Annotated in this window: 13 protein-coding genes; all 13 read left to right on the top strand. The window is 62.4% G+C overall.

What is annotated here, in order from left to right:
• The first annotated feature begins 53 nt into the window (after positions 1-53).
• The 13 genes from glnE to AD663_RS25415 all read left to right on the top strand — a co-directional run bounded on the left by glnE (position 54) and on the right by AD663_RS25415 (position 17,001).
• Entirely contained in the window at positions 54-3,005 is a 2,952-nt protein-coding gene (glnE, locus tag AD663_RS25480; RefSeq protein ID WP_053214735.1) for a bifunctional [glutamate--ammonia ligase]-adenylyl-L-tyrosine phosphorylase/[glutamate--ammonia-ligase] adenylyltransferase, read from the top strand.
• 477 nt (positions 3,006-3,482) lie between these two features.
• Positions 3,483-4,517, top strand: a complete 1,035-nt coding sequence (waaF, locus tag AD663_RS25470) for a lipopolysaccharide heptosyltransferase II (RefSeq protein ID WP_053214733.1) — start codon at positions 3,483-3,485, stop codon at positions 4,515-4,517.
• A gap of 1 nt (position 4,518) precedes the next feature.
• A complete protein-coding gene (gene waaC / locus AD663_RS25465; protein WP_053214732.1) occupies positions 4,519-5,577 on the top strand; it encodes a lipopolysaccharide heptosyltransferase I in 1,059 nt (352 codons plus the stop codon).
• Positions 5,577-6,701 carry a glycosyltransferase family 4 protein gene (locus AD663_RS25460; RefSeq protein ID WP_003186526.1) on the top strand — a complete coding sequence of 375 codons (1,125 nt, stop codon included), beginning with the start codon at positions 5,577-5,579 and terminating at the stop codon, positions 6,699-6,701. The genes waaC and AD663_RS25460 overlap by 1 nt, the downstream gene beginning before the upstream one ends.
• On the top strand, positions 6,698-7,504 hold the full coding sequence (gene rfaP / locus AD663_RS25455) for a lipopolysaccharide core heptose(I) kinase RfaP (RefSeq protein ID WP_003186525.1): 807 nt from the start codon (positions 6,698-6,700) through the stop codon (positions 7,502-7,504). Before AD663_RS25460 ends, rfaP begins: the two co-directional genes overlap by 4 nt.
• Complete coding sequence (locus tag AD663_RS25450; protein WP_003186524.1) at positions 7,504-8,238, top strand: lipopolysaccharide kinase InaA family protein; 735 nt, start codon at positions 7,504-7,506, stop codon at positions 8,236-8,238. The genes rfaP and AD663_RS25450 overlap by 1 nt, the downstream gene beginning before the upstream one ends.
• Positions 8,235-8,987 carry a lipopolysaccharide kinase InaA family protein gene (locus AD663_RS25445; RefSeq protein WP_003186523.1) on the top strand — a complete coding sequence of 251 codons (753 nt, stop codon included), beginning with the start codon at positions 8,235-8,237 and terminating at the stop codon, positions 8,985-8,987. The genes AD663_RS25450 and AD663_RS25445 overlap by 4 nt, the downstream gene beginning before the upstream one ends.
• Positions 8,987-10,435 carry a lipopolysaccharide kinase InaA family protein gene (locus AD663_RS25440; protein WP_053214731.1) on the top strand — a complete coding sequence of 483 codons (1,449 nt, stop codon included), beginning with the start codon at positions 8,987-8,989 and terminating at the stop codon, positions 10,433-10,435. Before AD663_RS25445 ends, AD663_RS25440 begins: the two co-directional genes overlap by 1 nt.
• Positions 10,436-10,780: 345 nt before the next feature.
• Entirely contained in the window at positions 10,781-12,538 is a 1,758-nt protein-coding gene (locus AD663_RS25435) for a carbamoyltransferase (protein ID WP_053214730.1), read from the top strand.
• On the top strand, positions 12,522-13,652 hold the full coding sequence (locus AD663_RS25430; protein ID WP_053214729.1) for a glycosyltransferase: 1,131 nt from the start codon (positions 12,522-12,524) through the stop codon (positions 13,650-13,652). Before AD663_RS25435 ends, AD663_RS25430 begins: the two co-directional genes overlap by 17 nt.
• Entirely contained in the window at positions 13,652-14,548 is an 897-nt protein-coding gene (locus tag AD663_RS25425; RefSeq protein ID WP_003186516.1) for an antimicrobial resistance protein Mig-14, read from the top strand. The genes AD663_RS25430 and AD663_RS25425 overlap by 1 nt, the downstream gene beginning before the upstream one ends.
• An 8-nt stretch (positions 14,549-14,556) precedes the next feature.
• The gene (locus tag AD663_RS25420) at positions 14,557-15,960 is read left to right on the top strand and encodes a PIG-L deacetylase family protein (RefSeq protein ID WP_053214745.1); all 1,404 of its coding nucleotides are present in this window, start codon (positions 14,557-14,559) and stop codon (positions 15,958-15,960) included.
• A gap of 84 nt (positions 15,961-16,044) precedes the next feature.
• Positions 16,045-17,001, top strand: a complete 957-nt coding sequence (locus AD663_RS25415) for a glycosyltransferase (protein ID WP_003186512.1) — start codon at positions 16,045-16,047, stop codon at positions 16,999-17,001.
• Positions 17,002-17,035 lie beyond the last annotated feature (34 nt).

The raw sequence follows: 17,035 nt of genomic DNA, 5'->3' as shown, positions 1-17,035 counted from the left end.
TCTTTTGCAAAAACGCTACATCGAGCCTTTCCCGCGCCGATCAAGGATAGACCATGAGCCTGCCCTCGCTTGTCCCAATAGCTGAAAAGCTACCGGCAATTCTCCAGTCATTGGTCAGCCGTGCCGAGCAGTCGTTCCGTGCGGCGGTCACCTTGCTCGGCCATGACCATGAGCTGTCGACCTGGACGCCGCAGCGCTGGGAGGCGTTCCAGCGTGTCGCCGCCGCCAGCGACTTTGTCGTCGAGCAAAGTGTGCGCGACCCTGCAATGCTCTTGGCGCTCGTAGGCAGCGGTGAGCTGGACCGCAGCTTTGCCCCCGGTGAGCTGTGCGCACAGATCGGCGCCGCCGTGCAGGCTGCCGAGAGCGAAGAGGAGTTGGGTCGCGTCCTGCGCCGCCAGCGCACTCGCCACCAGGTGCGGATCATCTGGCGTGACTTGAACCGCCAGGCCGATCTGGTCCAGACCTGCCGCGACCTCTCGGACATGGCCGATGCCTGCATCGACCAGGCCTACCAATGGTTATACCTGCGCCTGAGCCAGCAATTCGGCACGCCTACCGGACGACGCACCGGCGAGCCGCAGCACATGGTCATCCTGGGCATGGGCAAGCTTGGCGCGGTGGAGCTGAACCTGTCGTCGGACATCGACCTTATCTTTGCCTACCCCGAAGGTGGCGAAACCGTCGGCGCCAAGCGGCCGCTGGATAACCAGGAATTTTTCATCCGGGTGGGCCAACGCTTGATCAAGGCCCTGGACCCGATGACCGTCGACGGCTTCGTATTTCGCGTCGACATGCGACTGCGCCCCTACGGTTCGGCCGGTGCGCTGGTGCTGAGCTTCAATGCCTTGGAGCAGTATTACCAGGACCAGGGCCGCGACTGGGAACGCTACGCCATGATCAAGGCGCGGGTAGTGGCCGGCGACCAGGTGGCCGGGGCGCAACTGCTCGACATGCTGCGTCCGTTCGTCTATCGCCGTTACCTGGATTTTTCCGCCATCGAAGCGCTGCGCACCATGAAACAGCTGATCCAGCAGGAAGTCCGGCGCAAGGGCATGGCCGACAACATCAAGCTGGGATCGGGCGGCATCCGCGAAGTGGAGTTCATTGCCCAGGCATTCCAGCTGATCCACGGCGGCCGAGACTTGAGCTTGCAGCAGCGTCCGCTGCTCAAGGTACTGGGCATCCTCGAAGGCCAGGGTTACCTGCCGGCCAAGGTCGTCGACGAGCTGCGCCAGGGTTATGAGTTCTTGCGTTATACCGAGCATGCGATCCAGGCCATTGCCGACCGCCAGACCCAGATGTTGCCGGACAGCCCGCAGGACCAGGCACGCATTGCGTTCATGCTGGGGTTTGCCGACTGGTCGAGCTTTCACGAACAGTTGATGCACTGGCGTGGGCGCGTGGCCTGGCATTTCGGCCAGGTCATCGCCGACCCGGATGAAGAAGAGGGCGGCGAAAGCGAAGTGGTGGTGGGCGGCGAATGGTTGCCTTTGTGGGAAGACAGCCAGGATGAAGAAGCGGCGTGTCGTCAGTTGGAAGAGGGCGGCTTCGCCGATGCACCCAAAGCGCTTAAGGCCCTCGCTGCCTTGCGCGGCAGCCCGCAATTGCGCGCCATGCAGCGCCTGGGGCGCGAACGTCTGGATGCCTTCATTCCACGTCTTCTGGCCCAGGCGGTGGAGCATGCCAACCCGGACCTGGTGCTGGAGCGGGTGCTTCCGCTGGTGGAGGCGGTGGCGCGCCGTTCGGCTTACCTGGTGTTGTTGACCGAAAATCCCGGTGCTTTGCGACGCTTGCTGACGCTGTGCGCGGCAAGCCCGTGGATCGCCGAGCAGATCACCCGGTTCCCACTGTTGCTCGATGAGTTGCTCAACGAGGGGCGCCTGTTCAAGCCGCCCTTGGCGCCAGAGCTGGCCGCCGAGTTGCGCGAACGCCTGACGCGGATTCCCGAGGACGACCTCGAACAACAAATGGAAGCGCTGCGGCATTTCAAGCTGGCGCACCGTTTGCGGGTGGCCGCTTCGGAAATCGCCGGCAGTCTGCCGCTGATGAAAGTCAGCGATTACCTGACCTGGCTGGCCGAGGCGATTCTCGAGCAAGTGCTGGCCCTGGCCTGGCGCCAGACGGCTGCCAAGCACGGCGTACCATTGCGCACCGATGGCAGCCTGTGCGATCCGGGCTTCATTATTGTCGGTTATGGGAAAGTCGGCGGCCTGGAATTGGGGCATGGTTCGGATCTGGATCTGGTGTTCATCCACGACGGCGATCCCCAGGCGGAAACCGATGGCCCGAAACCGATCGACGGCGCGCAGTTTTTCACCCGGCTCGGCCAAAGGATCATTCATTTGCTGACGGCCCAGACCAACTCCGGGCAGCTTTATGAAGTGGACATGCGCCTGCGGCCATCCGGTGCGTCCGGGTTGCTGGTCAGTTCCCTCGGGGCGTTTGCTCGCTATCAGGAGAACGAAGCCTGGACCTGGGAGCACCAGGCCCTGGTGCGGGCCCGAGTGCTGGTGGGCAGCCAGGATGTGGGCCAGGCGTTCGAGAATGTTCGTGCCCAAGTGCTGGGACGCAAGCGCGATCTGCCGATGCTGCGCCAGGAGGTCAGCGAAATGCGCGCGAAGATGCGCGACAACCTGGGCAGCAAGACCACCGCTGCCGGGACCGCACCGAACGCCTTCGAGGCTACGGCGCCCTTCGACCTCAAGCAGGATGCCGGAGGTATCGTCGATATAGAATTTATGGTGCAATACGCGGCCCTGGCGTGGTCCGAGCAATACCCGTCGCTGCTGCGCTACACCGACAACATCCGGATTCTGGAAGGGCTGGAGGAGGCCGGGCTGATGCCCGCTGAAGATGCTGCCCTGTTGCGCGAGGCCTATAAGGCCTTCCGCTCCGCCGCTCACCGCCAGGCCTTGCAGAAAGACGCCGGGGTGATCACCGGCGACCAGTTCGTGGATGAGCGTCGACAAGTGCTGCGGATCTGGCGAGAGCTGGGGCTGAGCTGAAGTTTTAAATGTGGGAGCGAGCTTGCTCGCGAAGGCGGAGTGTCAGGCGACATTGATGCTGGATGTGATGGCCTCTTCGCGAGCAAGCTCGCTCCCACAATGGATTGGCGGTGCAGCATTGAGCTGCAAATACATGCAAAACCCTGTGGGAGCGAGCTTGCTCGCGAAGGCGGAGTGTCAGGCGACATTGATGCTGGATGTGATGGCCTCTTCGCGAGCAGGCTCGCTCCCACAATGGATTGGCGGTGCAGCATTGAGCTGCAAATACATGCAAAACCCTGTGGGAGCGAGCTTGCTCGCGAAGGCGGAGTGTCAGGCGACATTGATGCTGGATGTGATGGCCTCTTCGCGAGCAGGCTCGCTCCCACAGTAGATTCGCGGTGTGTTGTAGATTGAAGGCAACAGGCAACGACCTAAGCCACAGTGATTCTCGAGGCGGGGAGGCGTAGGCCTCCCCGTATCGTTTTTGGAAAGCACATGAATATTCTGATCGTTGGGCCCAGTTGGGTCGGTGACATGGTGATGGCGCAGACACTCTTCCAGTGTCTGAAGCAGCGCCACCCACAGTGTGAAATCGACGTGCTGGCTCCAGAGTGGAGTCGGCCGATCCTTGAGCGCATGCCCGAAGTGCGCAAGGCCTTGAGCTTTCCGCTCGGCCACGGCGCGCTGGAACTGGCGACCCGTCGACGCATCGGTAAATCCCTGGCCGGTCAGTACGACCAGGCGATCCTGCTGCCCAACTCCCTGAAATCTGCGCTGGTGCCGTTTTTCGCGGGCATTCCCAAGCGCACCGGCTGGCGCGGGGAGTTTCGCTACGGCCTGCTCAACGATGTGCGCACGCTGGATAAAGACCGTTATCCGCTGATGATCGAGCGCTTCATGGCCCTGGCCTACGAGCCGGGCGCCGAGTTGCCCAAGCCTTATCCGCGTCCGAGCCTGCGGATCGATCCGGTGACCCGTGAAGCGGCGCTGGCCAAGTTCGGCCTGAGCCTGGATCGTCCGGTGCTGGCGTTGTGTCCGGGCGCCGAGTTTGGCGAGTCCAAGCGTTGGCCAGCGGAACATTACGCCCAAGTCGCCGAGGCGAAGATTCGCGAAGGCTGGCAAGTCTGGCTGTTCGGGTCGAAAAAAGATCACCCCGTGGGCGAAGACATCCGCTCGCGGCTGATCCCCGGGCTTCGAGAGGAATCGGTGAATCTCAGCGGCGATACCTCCCTGGCCGAAGCCATCGATCTGTTGTCCTGCGCTGATTCGGTGGTGTCCAACGATTCCGGCCTGATGCACGTGGCCGCGGCCCTGAACCGCCCATTGGTCGCGGTCTATGGTTCCACCTCGCCAGGCTTCACGCCGCCGTTGGCCGACAAGGTCGAAGTCGTGCGCCTGGGCATCGAATGCAGTCCATGCTTCGACCGTACCTGCCGCTTCGGTCATTACAACTGCCTGCGCCAACTCATGCCGCCGTCGGTGAACGAGGCTCTGGAGCGGTTGCAGGGCGCACCCGTGGAGGTCCGGTAACTTGCGGGTATTGCTGATCAAGACTTCTTCGCTGGGGGATGTGGTCCACACCCTGCCGGCTTTGACCGACGCCGCGCGGGCGATTCCCGGGATCAAGTTCGATTGGGTGGTGGAAGAAGGCTTCGCCGAAATCCCTACCTGGCACCCGGCCGTGGGCAAGGTCATCCCGGTGGCGATCCGACGCTGGCGCAAGAACCTCTGGCAAACCATCAAGAGCGGCGAATGGCGACGCTTCAAACAGAGCGTGCGCGCCGAAAAATATGACCTGGTGATCGATGCGCAGGGCCTGCTGAAAAGCGCCTGGCTGACCCGCTACGTCAAGGCTCCGGTGGCAGGCCTGGACAAAGACTCTGCCCGTGAACCCCTGGCCGCGCGGTTCTACTCTCGCCGGCTGGCAGTGGCGCGCGGTCAGCATGCGGTTGAGCGTGTGCGGCAATTGTTCGCCGTGGCGCTGGGTTATGACTTGCCCAAGACCCTGGGCAACTATGGCCTGAACGTCGATCGCCTGGTCGAGTTGCCACGCAAATATCCGTATGTGGTTTTCCTGCATGGCACGACGTGGGAGTCCAAGCACTGGCCTGAGCTCTACTGGCGCCAGCTCACCGAGCGCATGGGCCAATTCGGCGTGGTGGTAAAGCTGCCGTGGGGCAATCCGCTGGAGAAGGCCCGGGCCGAACGCATCGCCAAGGGCCTGCGCAATGTCGAGGTCTTGCCGAAACTGAACCTGGGCGGCATGGGCAAGGTGCTTGCCGGCGCCCAGGCTTGCGTGGCAGTCGACACGGGACTCGGCCACCTGGCCGCGGCCTTGGATGTGCCGACCGTTTCGCTGCTCGGCCCTACCAACCCGGTGCTTACCGGTGCCTACGGCAAGCGCCAGGTTCATCTCGCCAGCGATTTTCCTTGCGCCCCTTGCATGCAGAAACAATGCACTTACCCGCCGACGGCCGAAGACGCCCGTCGGTTTGACCTGAAACGCGAACAGCCTCTGTGCTTCACGCGTCTGAACCCCGAGCGTGTTGCCAGCCACTTGAGCACGTTATTGGCTGAGGAGCCGCGCTGATGCAATTGGCTTTTGTCCTTTATAAGTACTTCCCCTTCGGTGGCTTGCAGCGTGACTTCATGCGCATCGCCCTGGAGTGCCAGCGCCGCGGTCACCAGATCCGCGTCTACACACTGATCTGGGAAGGCGACGTCCCACCGGGCTTCGAGGTGCTGGTGGCGCCGGTCAAGGCGCTGTTCAACCATCGTCGCAACGAAAAACTCAGCGCGTGGATGGAGGCCGACCTGGCGAAGCGCCCGGTGGACCGCTTGATCGGCTTCAACAAAATGCCTGGCCTGGACGTGTACTACGCCGCCGACGGCTGCTTCGAGGACAAGGCGCAAAACCTGCGCAACTCGCTGTACCGGCGTTGGGGTCGCTACCGGCACTTCGCCGAATACGAGCGGGCGGTGTTCGCCAAGGACGCGAAAACCGAGGTGCTGATGATTTCCGAAGTCCAGCAGCCGCTGTTCATCAAGCACTACGACACGCCGCTGGAGCGCTTTCACCTGCTGCCGCCGGGCATCGCCCAGGACCGTCGGCGGCCCGCCGATGCCGACGAGATCCGCGCCGCGTTCCGTGCCGAATTCGAATTGGCCGATGACGATCTGCTGCTGGTACAAATCGGTTCCGGGTTCAAGACCAAGGGCGTGGATCGCAGCCTCAAGGCCTTGGCCGCGCTGCCCTCGGAGCTGAAAAAACGCACCCGCCTATTTGTAATCGGCCAGGACGACCCCAAAGTATTCCAATTGCAGAGCGCCGCCCTTGGGCTCGGTGACAACGTGCGGTTCCTCAAGGGCCGCAGCGACATCCCGCGTTTCCTGCTGGGCGCCGACTTGCTGATCCATCCGGCGTACAACGAGAACACCGGTACGGTACTGCTCGAAGCCCTGGTGGCCGGATTGCCGGTGCTGGTCAGCGCGGTGTGCGGGTACGCCCATTACATCGCCGAGGCCGACAGCGGCCTGGTGCTCGATGAGCCATTCGAACAGGCGCAGCTCACCGAGTACCTGGGCCGGATGCTGAGCGATGCCGATGCACGGGCGGCCTGGAGTCGCAACGGTCTGGCCTTCGCCGAGACGGCCGACCTCTACAGCATGCCGCAGCACGCGGCCGATGTGATATTGGCGGAGCACGCACAATGAAACTGATGCTGGCCGAACCGTTCAAGAGCCTTTGGGCCGGACGCGATGCGTTCACCGAAGTCGAAGCGCTCAAGGGCGAGGTCTATCGCGAACTGGAAGCCCGGCGCACGTTGCGTACGGAGGTGGACGGTCGCGGCTTTTTCGTGAAGATCCATCGTGGCATCGGTTGGGGCGAGATCTTCAAGAACCTGATCACCGCCAAATTGCCGGTCCTCGGCGCAGGGCAGGAATGGAAAGCGATCCAGCGCTTGCAGGAAGTCGGCGTGCCGACCATGACCGCCGTGGCTTATGGCGAGAAGGGTAGCAATCCGGCGGACCAGCACTCGTTCATCGTCACCGAAGAACTGGCGCCGACCATCAGCCTTGAAGACTTCAGCATCGACTGGGTCAAGCAGCCGCCACAGCCGGCGCTCAAGCGTGCCCTGATCGCCGAAGTGGCGCGCATGACGGGCATGATGCACCGTGCCGGGGTCAACCATCGTGACTGCTACATCTGCCATTTTTTGCTGCACACCGACAAGCCGGTGACGCCTGGAGATTTCAAGCTCTCGGTGATTGACCTGCACCGTGCCCAGACCCGTCCGGCCATCACCACTCGCTGGCGCAACAAGGACCTGGCGGCGCTGTATTTCTCGGCGCTGGACATCGGCCTGACCCGCCGCGACAAGCTGCGCTTTCTCAAGGGCTATTTCCAGCAGCCGCTGCGGCGGATCCTCGCCGAAGAGGCGTCGCTGCTGAGCTGGCTCGAAGGCAAGGCCAACAAGTTGTATGCCCGCAAACAGCGGTACGGGGACGCGCTCTGATGTCGGGCTGGAAACTGGAACCGGCCTACGCCGACCTGGCACAGGATTTTGGCAGTCTCGACGCGGTGTTTGCCCTGCAAGGGGAGCGGCTGACCCGTGATCCGTTGTCGGAGGTGGTCCGGGTGCAGCGCAACGGCGTGAATTACTACGTCAAGCGCTACGTCGGGGCTGGCAAGGGCTTGCGCCGCTACTTGGGTAAGCCGCGGGTAAAGTCCGAGTGGCAGAACCTCAAGCGCTTCGCCAAATGGGGCATTCCCACCGCCGAAATCATTGCCTGGGGCCTGGAGCGCAACGGCGCGACCTACGCACGTGGCGCGATGATCACCCGTGAGCTGCCCGATACCGAAGATCTCTCGGCCCTGGCCGAACGTCATGATCCGCGGCTGGCGGATCGTGCCTGGGTCGATGGCGTGAGCCAGCAACTGGCGAACTACACACGGACCATGCATGGCCATCGCTTTACCCACAACGATTTGAAATGGCGCAACCTGCTGATCGATGACCAGTCACGACTGTTCCTGATCGATTGTCCGAACGGGGATTTCTGGCGTGGTTTCTGGCTCAAGTACCGGATCACCAAAGACCTGGCGTGCCTGGACAAAGTGGCCAAGTATCACTTGTCGGCCACCCAGCGACTGCGCTTTTACCTGCAATACCGCCAGCGTGATCGGCTCGATGCGTGCGACAAGAAACGCATCCGCCACGTGGTGAGATTTTTCGAGGGGCGTGAATGACTGATTTTCTGGCCGCTGAAGACCGGGCGTTGCTGCAACGTCATGGCCTGGACAGCTTCGAAGCCTTATGGGCGCGCGAACTGGACGCGGTGGATGAGCCCAACACTTCGGGCGATGGGTGGAGCAGCGTGTTCCGGCTGGAGCTGGAGGGCCGCGGCTACTACCTCAAGCGCCAGAGCAATTACCTGACCCGGACTTGGTCGCATCCCTTTGGCGAGCCGAGTTTTTCCCGGGAGTTTCGCAACATCAGCCGTTATCGCCAACTGGGGATTCCGGCCCTGCAAGCAGTCTTCTACGGCCAGCGCAAGGTGGATGGCGAAGTGCGGGCGATCCTGCTGACCCGAGCCCTGGATGGCTGGGATGACCTGGATTCGCTGTTGCAACGCTGGCCGACCCTGACGGCGGCGCAACATGCCACCATTCTTGAAGCCTGCGGCCAGTTGGCGCGGCGCCTGCACGAGGTGCGCCAGGTGCACGGTTGCTTTTATCCCAAGCACATCTTCCTGCAAGCCACTGCCAGCGGCTACCAGGCGCAATTGATCGATTTGGAAAAGACCCGGCCGTTGCTGTTCGGCCAGCGTGATCGAGTCAAGGATTTGGAGCCGTTGCTGCGTCGCGCCGCCATATGGAGCGACGCTGATGTGCGCCAGCTGTTGTCTACCTATCTGGACCAGCCGCCCGACAGCGGGCTGGTCGATGGCTGGGTGACTCGACTGAGCGCCCGGCGCAGCCATAAGGAGGCCCGTTGATGCAGTTGTCCGAATTCAAGAGCGCTGGCCGCAGCCCCAGCCTGCCACTGAGCCTGACATTGGCCGATGCCGCAGGCCCGGCGCAATTGCAATTGCTGACGCTGCTGCGGGTACTGCCGGGGCAGCGTTACGTCGGTGCGGGCGTCTGGCGCGGTCGCCCGGTCCTTGCAAAATTGCTGGTAGGCAGCAAGGCCGCCCGGCATTTTCAACGGGAATTGCAAGGCGTGCGCCTGCTGGCGGAACAAGGGCTGACGACTCCGCTATTGCTCGCCGATGGCCTGAAAGAGGGCGAAGGTGGCTGGTTGTTGTTCGAGTTGCTCGAAGGCGCCGAGAGCCTGGGGGATGCCTGGAGACACGTCGAGCAGTTGCCATTGTTGGCAGATGAACAAACAGCGGTGCTGGCCGAGGCTTTGGGCGCCATCGCGCAATTGCATGGCAAAGGCCTGTGGCAGGAAGACCTGCACCTGGACAATCTGCTGCGTCACGATGGCAAGCTCTATTTGATCGATGGGGCTGGCATTCGCGCCGAAACCCCGGGACAGCCATTGTCTCGACAAAAAGTCCTCGAGAACCTGGGCGTGTTTTTCGCCCAATTGCCCAAGTCCCTCGAGCCGTTCAATGAAGAGCTGCTGGTGTATTACCTGCTGGGCAACGCCGAACATGCGTTGCCCATGGAAGCCCTGCAAAAACAGATCGACAAGGTTCATGCCTGGCGCCTGAAAGACTTCCTGGAAAAGATTGGGCGCGAGTGCAGCCTGTTCAGTGTGCGGCGCGGGGCGTTTGGCCTGCGGGCGATTCGTCGCGATGAAGAAGCGGCCATGCTCCCGGTGCTGGAACAGGCGGACGCCTTGCTCGACCAGGGTCACCTGTACAAGACCGGTGGCGCGGCGAGCGTCGGCAAGGTCGAGGTAAGCGGTCGCCCCCTGGTGATCAAGCGCTACAACATCAAGAATTTCGCCCATTGGCTCAAGCGCTTCTGGCGCCCGAGCCGTGCCTGGCACTCCTGGCGCGAAGGCCATCGCCTGGCTTTCCTCGGCATCGCCACGCCCAAGCCCCTGGCGGTGATGGAAAAGCGTTTCCTGTGGCTGCGCCGCGGCGCTTACCTGGTCACCGAATACCTGGCGGGGCCGGACATTATCGAGCGCTTTGCGCCCTATGTGGCGAACGGCGAAGCGCCCGAGCGTGAATTGCTTGCGCTGGACCGGCTGTTCACCGACCTGATCCGCGAGCGCATCAGCCACGGCGACTTCAAGGGCCATAACCTGTTCTGGCAGCACGACCGCTGGGCGTTGATCGACCTCGACTCGATGTGCCAGCACCGCTCCGACGCCAGCTTCGCCCAGGCCTACGCCCGGGATCGCGCGCGGTTCATGCGTAACTGGCCTGAGGACAGTGCGTTGTATCGGGTGATTGATCAGCGGGTGCCCAAGGTCGTCGACAACGCTTGAACCCTGCTGTGACCGTGCCGCTCACTCGAGGCAATCGATGACCCCGTGGCGAGGGAGCTTGCTCCCGCTGGGCTGCGTAGCAGCCCCAAAGCCATTCAACGCCGTGCACCAGTGAAAAACAGTTGGCAGGTTTTACGACCGCCGCGCAGTCGAGCGGGAGCAAGCTCCCTCGCCACGGGGTTATGCCTGGCTGCCAATAAAGCTACTTGCCACTCACCGCTAGAGGCTTGCTGCCGCTTTTAAGCTATAATCCCGCCCTTTAGCTGCCCCGCGCCCTTGGCGAGCGGCACATCAATTTTTCGAGGCGCTTGTCGCCCGTATGCAGACATAAGAGGCTAGACCCCTGTGGCATTGACGATTCTTGGCCTGTCCGGCGCCCTTAGCCATGATCCTTCCGCAGCGCTGTACATTGACGGCAAGCTGATCGCGGCGGCCGAGGAAGAGCGCTTTGTACGCGATAAACATGCAAAGAACCGCATGCCTTATGAATCGGCGAAGTTCTGCCTGGAACAGGCTGGCATCAAGCCGTCCGACGTCGATGTGGTGGCGATTCCTTTCGCCCCGATCAGCCTGTTCGGCGAGGCGCGCTGGCACTACGCCAAGCGTTACTGGTACGCCCCGGATCGTGCCCTCGATGCGATCCTGATGGGCAACCGTCGCTACAAGCGCTATCACCGCAAGATCGTCTGGTGCCTGGAGCAACTGGGCTTCGATCCGAAAAAAATCAAGATCGAGCCGGTCGAGCACCACTTGGCCCACGCCTCCAGCGCCTATCACTGCTCGGGTTTCCAGGAAAAAACCGCGATCCTGGGCATCGACGGCAAGGGCGAATACGCCACGACCTTCTTCGGTTATGGTGAGAACGGCAAGATCCACAAGATCAAGGAATTCTTCGATCCGGACTCCCTGGGCGGCCTGTATGGCGCGATCACCGAGTTCCTCGGTTTTGAGATGCTCGACGGCGAATTCAAGGTCATGGGTATGGCGCCCTACGGCGATGCCAGCAAGTACGATTTCTCGCGCCTGGCGTCGTTCGAAAATGGCGAGTTGGTGATCAACACCGACTACGCCAACGTGATCGGCTTGCGTCGCTATAAAGAAAAGGGCAAGGGCTTCTACTTCTCGCCGAAGCTGATCGAATGGCTCGGCCCGAAACGCGAAGGCGACATCGCTGACGAGCCGTACATTCACTACGCGGCCAGCATGCAGGCGCTGTTCGAGAAGCTCGCGCTGCAAATGATCGACCATTACCTGGGTGACGTGCTCAAGGAAACCGGCAAGCTGGCGTTCGCTGGCGGCTGCGCATTGAACGTCAAGCTGAACCAGAAAATCATCGCCCGTGACGACGTCAAGGAACTGTTCGTGCAACCGGCTTCCGGCGACGCCGGCACCGCAGTAGGTGCGGCGGCCTATGTGTCCCATGCCCGTGGCGTGCCAGTGGAGAAGATGGAACATGTCTATCTCGGCCCGGCCTACAGCAACGAAGACGTGATCGCCGCGTGCGCCCGCCACCCGAGCAAACCGGCCTGGCGCAAGATCGACAACACTCCTGAGCGGATTGCCAAGATCATGGTCGACGGCAACCCGGTCGCCTGGTTCCAGGGACGCATGGAATTCGGTCCGCGCGCCTTGGGCGGTCGTTCGATCATTGGTTGCCCAAGCGCCAGTGGCGTGGCTGATCGCATCAACGAACAGATCAAGTTCCGCGAGCGCTGGAGGCCTTTCTGCCCGTCGATGCTCGACACCGTCGCGCCGCAGATGATCAAGGTCGATCACCCGGCCCCCTTCATGACCTTCACCTTCGAAGTGGCCGAAGAATGGAAGACCCGCGTGCCGGAAGTCGTCCATGAAGACGGCACTTCCCGGGCCCAGGTGCTCAAGCGCGAATACAACCCGCGCTACTACGACATGATGAAGGCCCTGGAAGTCCTGACCGGCAACGGCGTGTCCCTCAACACTTCGCTCAACCGCCGTGGCGAGCCGATGATCTGCTCGCCGACCGACGCGCTGAACATGTTCTTCGGCTCCGACCTGCAGTACCTGATCATGGAAGACATTCTGGTGGTCAAAGACGGCGTGGATGCTTATGACACGCTCGGCTGAGCGACATGTGCTGCAGTTTTGCCACGGTTATGACGGGCCGTTCCTGGACTGTGCCCGTCAGTACGCCAGCCTGTTCGCGGGGACTGGCTATCGCGTGACCACGGTGTTCCTCACCGGGGCGGCGGACGCGCAAGTCGCCGCTGGTTGTGCCTCGGACGAGGTGCTGTTCATGGAGTACAGCTCCAGCGCCATTCGTGGCCTGAAGCTGGGCGCCATCGGCGATTTGCGCAAGATCGCCGCTTCGCGCAACTTCAGTTTCTGCATCGCCCATCGCTTCAAGCCGATCTACATCGCCCTGCTTGGCACCGGCCTGCCGGTGATTGGCGTGCACCATGCCTTTGGCGATTACCAGCGGCGTACCCGCCGTCTGTTCGCTCACCTTTTTCGCAAGCGCCTGAGCTTGCTCGGGGTCTCCGACGCGGTGCGCGACGACATGCGCCGCTGCCTGCCGAAATGGCCGGTTGCCAGGATCCAGACGCTCTACAATCGCATCGATCTCAAGGCCACCCAGGCCTGCCTGGTTTCTCGGGATGAAGCGCGCCAGACCCTCGGGCTGGATACGAACGCCTGGATTGTCGGCAATGTCGGTCGCCTGCACCCGGACAAGGATCAGGCGACCTTGCTGCGCGGATTTGCCGCGGCACTGGCGTACCTGCCCGTCCATAGCCAACTGGCGATCCTCGGCAAGGGCCGTCTGGAGCAGGACCTTCGTGAGTTGGCGCTGGAGTTGGGCATTGCCGATCGCGTGCTGTTTCTCGGTCAGGTGCCCGAGGCGCGCCGTTACTTCCGTGCTTTTGATGTATTTGCCCTGAGCTCCGACCATGAGCCATTCGGCATGGTGCTGCTCGAAGCCATGGCCGCCGGGGTCCCCCTGCTGGCCACGGCCTGTGGCGGTGCGAAGGAAGTGGTCGAGGGCATGGGCATTCTGTTTCCGCTGGGCGACGCCGAACATATGGCCCAGGGGCTGCAACACCTGGCTGCCATGGACGAATCGCAGCGTCGCCAATGCGCCGAGCTGATGCTCGACCGCCTGCGCGAGCGGTTCTCGGATCGCGCCGTTCGCGAGGCATTCTGGCGCTTGCCCCAAGTCACCGAACTGGCGCCGAGGGCCTGATGCTCAACCGATTCCAAGGCTGGCGCGAGCGCGGCTGGTCAACCATAGACGCGTCGATGTATGCCCAGGCCTGGCAGCGCTATGGCGGCAGTGTGGCCACCCATCCGCAGGTGATCGAACGTCTGGCGGCCCTGGCCGGGATTCCCGTGCGCTACCTGGCGTTCGAACAAGATGGTGAGCTCAAGGCAGCCATTGCGACCTGGGGTCGTGACCTCGCGTTATCCAAGGACGTGCTCAAGCGCAACGGCAAAAAGGGCCTGTTCGACTTGGGGAACGCCGAGTTGATTCTACCGGCGGCTCCCGACGCCCAGGCGCCGTTGCGCCACCGCGCACGTTACCTGTCGGCCCTCAACGAAGGGCGCTTCAGTGGCATGAAGTTGCAGCAGGAACAACTGGCCATGGCCCGTACTCCGGAAGAGTTGTCGAAGAAGTTTCGCTACAACCAGCGTCGTGAGCTGCGCTTGCTGGAAGAAGCGGGCGGTGTGGTACGGCCGGTCGACGAGTTCTCCAGTACGGAGCTGGCTGCGATTTACTGCGACCTCTTCCTGCGTCGCTGGGGCTTTGCGGCCACCGGAGCCGAGCGCATGGCCGAAGTAATCGAGCTGTTGCGCGAATGGCTGATCGGTTCGGTGATCTTCCTCAACGATGCGCCGATCGCCATTCAATTGGTGTACCGCGTCGAAGCGCCGGAATGGATCAGCGTCGAGTACATCAACGGCGGCGTCGACCCGCAGACCCGTGAGTTCAGCCCCGGCAGCGTGTTGAGCTTCCTCAACACCCAGAGCGCCTGGGAACATGCCCGTGCCGCCGGCAAACCGTTGCGTTTTTCATTCGGTCGGGCGGACCGGGAGTACAAGGACCGTTGGTGCAACCCCGTGCCGGTGTTTACCGTATGAACCCGCCGATAAGTCGAAAGCAGCAATTGCTCAAGCGTCACCGCCGCAACAAGCGCGTCGGGCTGTTGCTTGCGTTTGTCGTACTGGTCTTGCTCGGCATCCTGGTGGCCTGGTGGTTGCCGCTGGTGTTGGCGGTACTGGCCTGGGTCGCCCATGAAGCGTGGTTCGCCGACCACTTGTTTTATTCGCCTCGCGACGACTACCAATACAGCTTCCCGCCGTTCACCCAGCAACCCAAGGTGCACCTGAATAATGGGCACCTGCGGTTGGACGAAGGGGTGATCCTGGACGATGGCGCGACGCTGATCCTCGCGTTGCGAATGAAAAGTACCTGGCTGGGGCGCTTCATCGACCCGGCTGTCGAGTTGTCGGGCGGTGAATGTCCGGACCGGCAAACTTTCGAGCGCGGCGTCAACGGCCTGCGCTACCTCAACCTGAGCGAGCAGGGCCCGGCGCTGTCCCGGGGCGAGCTGCGCCTGCGCGGACGTTTTTGCCGCTTGCAGGGCGAGCCGACGCTATGGTCTTTCACCTCGCCGCAGGTCCAGCGTCAGCGGGTGATGGTCATCGCGCCCCACGCCGACGATGCGGAACTGGCCGCCTATGGGCTGTACAGCCAGGCGGATGAAGCCTGGATCGTGACGCTGACGGCGGGTGAAATCGAAGCCGAGCATTACCAGCAGATGGGCCTGGATCGTGCCGAAGCCGCGCGGCTCAAGGGCCGCTTGCGCGCCTGGGACAGCATCGCCGTGCCGCGCTGGGCCGGGGTTCCGGAGGCCCATTGTGTTCAGCTGGGTTACTTCTGCCTGCAACTGGCCGCGATGCAGGCCGCGCCCGACCAGCCCCAGGGCTCCCGGGAGGCGGACCTGAGCGATACCCGACTGTTCCGCCAGATGAACCCGTTTTCCCTGCCAGGCGATGCCGATGGCGCGCCGACCTGGAACAATCTGCTGGCCGATCTGCGCGAACTGCTGCTCAAGGCGCGTCCCGAGGTCATCGTGTTGCCGCACCCGACCCTCGACCCGCATCCCGACCATCTCTGCGCACACCATGCCGTCCTGCAGGCCCTCGAAGGCTTGCCATGGCAACCCACCACCCTGTTGGGCTACGCCAATCACCTGCACGACAACGACCGCTGGCCCATGGGCGATGCGGGTGCGGGCATTGCGTTGCCGCCGTACTTCGACCCGGGCCGGCCAATGCATCCCGTCAGCCTGCCGTTGGCACTGCCCGGCCAGCGCGACAAGGCCATGGCGTTGGGCATGATGCACGATCTGCAACCGCGAGCGCCGTTCAAGCGTCGCCTGCGCCGTGGTCTCCAACGTTTGCTGGCTGGGCGTGCCGGATCGCCTTATGGCGAGAACGAATTTTTTCGCAAGGCCGTGCGTCGCCATGAACTGTTCTGGCGGCTTTAACGGCTCAAGGCGGGGCGTCTTTGCGCTACGGCACATCAAGGCCCCCGGTTATTTATCAAGTCGTTCGGTGCCGCAAGGAAGACGATGAAAGTTCTATTTCTGGTGCAGAAAGAGCAGCGGGCCATCCTGGACCGACTCTACGAAGGTGTGGCTGCTCACTGCGAATGCGACCTGCGTTGGCTCGACAGCCAGGAGCAACGCAACCTGCGTGGCTATTTTAGGCGGCACGTGGATGTATCGCGCTACGACCGGATCGTATTTTTCCTGCGCTTCAAGCAGGAGATCCGCCAGGTCGGTTTCATCCGCACGATCCCCAACCTGGTGATCCTAGAGCACGACGCCTACCAGAACTACATCCCGTGCAAATACACCGGCAAGTTCAGCGCGCACTATCGTCGCCTGCCGTGGGTGCGTGTCATCAGCTCCGGCTTCATGGTGACTGAACGCCTGCGCGGCGAAGGTTTCGATGCGGTATTCGTGCCCAAGGGCTACGATCAGTCGCTATTGCAGGATCAGGGGCGTGAGCGCGATATCGAACTGGCCTTCGTCGGCAGCACCAACAGTGTCGCCTACAGTGGCCGCAAGGCGCTGCTCGATGAGCTGGGTCGCGTTGAGCCGCTGGTCGTCACCCGGACCAAGTCCGGCGAAGAATATTGCGATACGCTCAACCGTATTCGCTTTTTCGTCAGTGCCGATGTCGGTATGGGCGAGTTCATGATCAAGAATTTCGAAGCCATGGCCTGTGGCTGTGTGCTGCTGGCGTTCGATCAAGGTGCCGATGAGGCACATGCGCTGGGTTTGCAGGACATGCATAACGTGGTGCTGTACCGCGACATCGCGCAACTTCAGGAAAAACTGTCCAGGCTGCGCGCCGACCCCGAGCTGGCGCGCAGCGTGGCCCGCAACGGCCAGGAGCTGGCGCTGGCGCAGTTCAGCTTCGCGCGCATCGGTCAGAAAATCGTTCAAGCGCTGGAACCGCCGTTACGGCCTCGGGCACCGTTGAGTCTTCTGGAAACATTGCGCCTGAAGCTAGGCGTTTGACAGGAACCGTTGCGTCATCCTGATGTTCGGGTGG

This window comes from Pseudomonas sp. Q12-87 (genome assembly GCF_001269755.1).
In the GTDB taxonomy this organism is placed as follows: Bacteria; Pseudomonadota; Gammaproteobacteria; order Pseudomonadales; family Pseudomonadaceae; genus Aquipseudomonas; species Aquipseudomonas fluorescens_S.
Note: the sequence above shows the minus strand (reverse complement) of the source record. Positions and strands in the feature narration are given on the sequence as shown.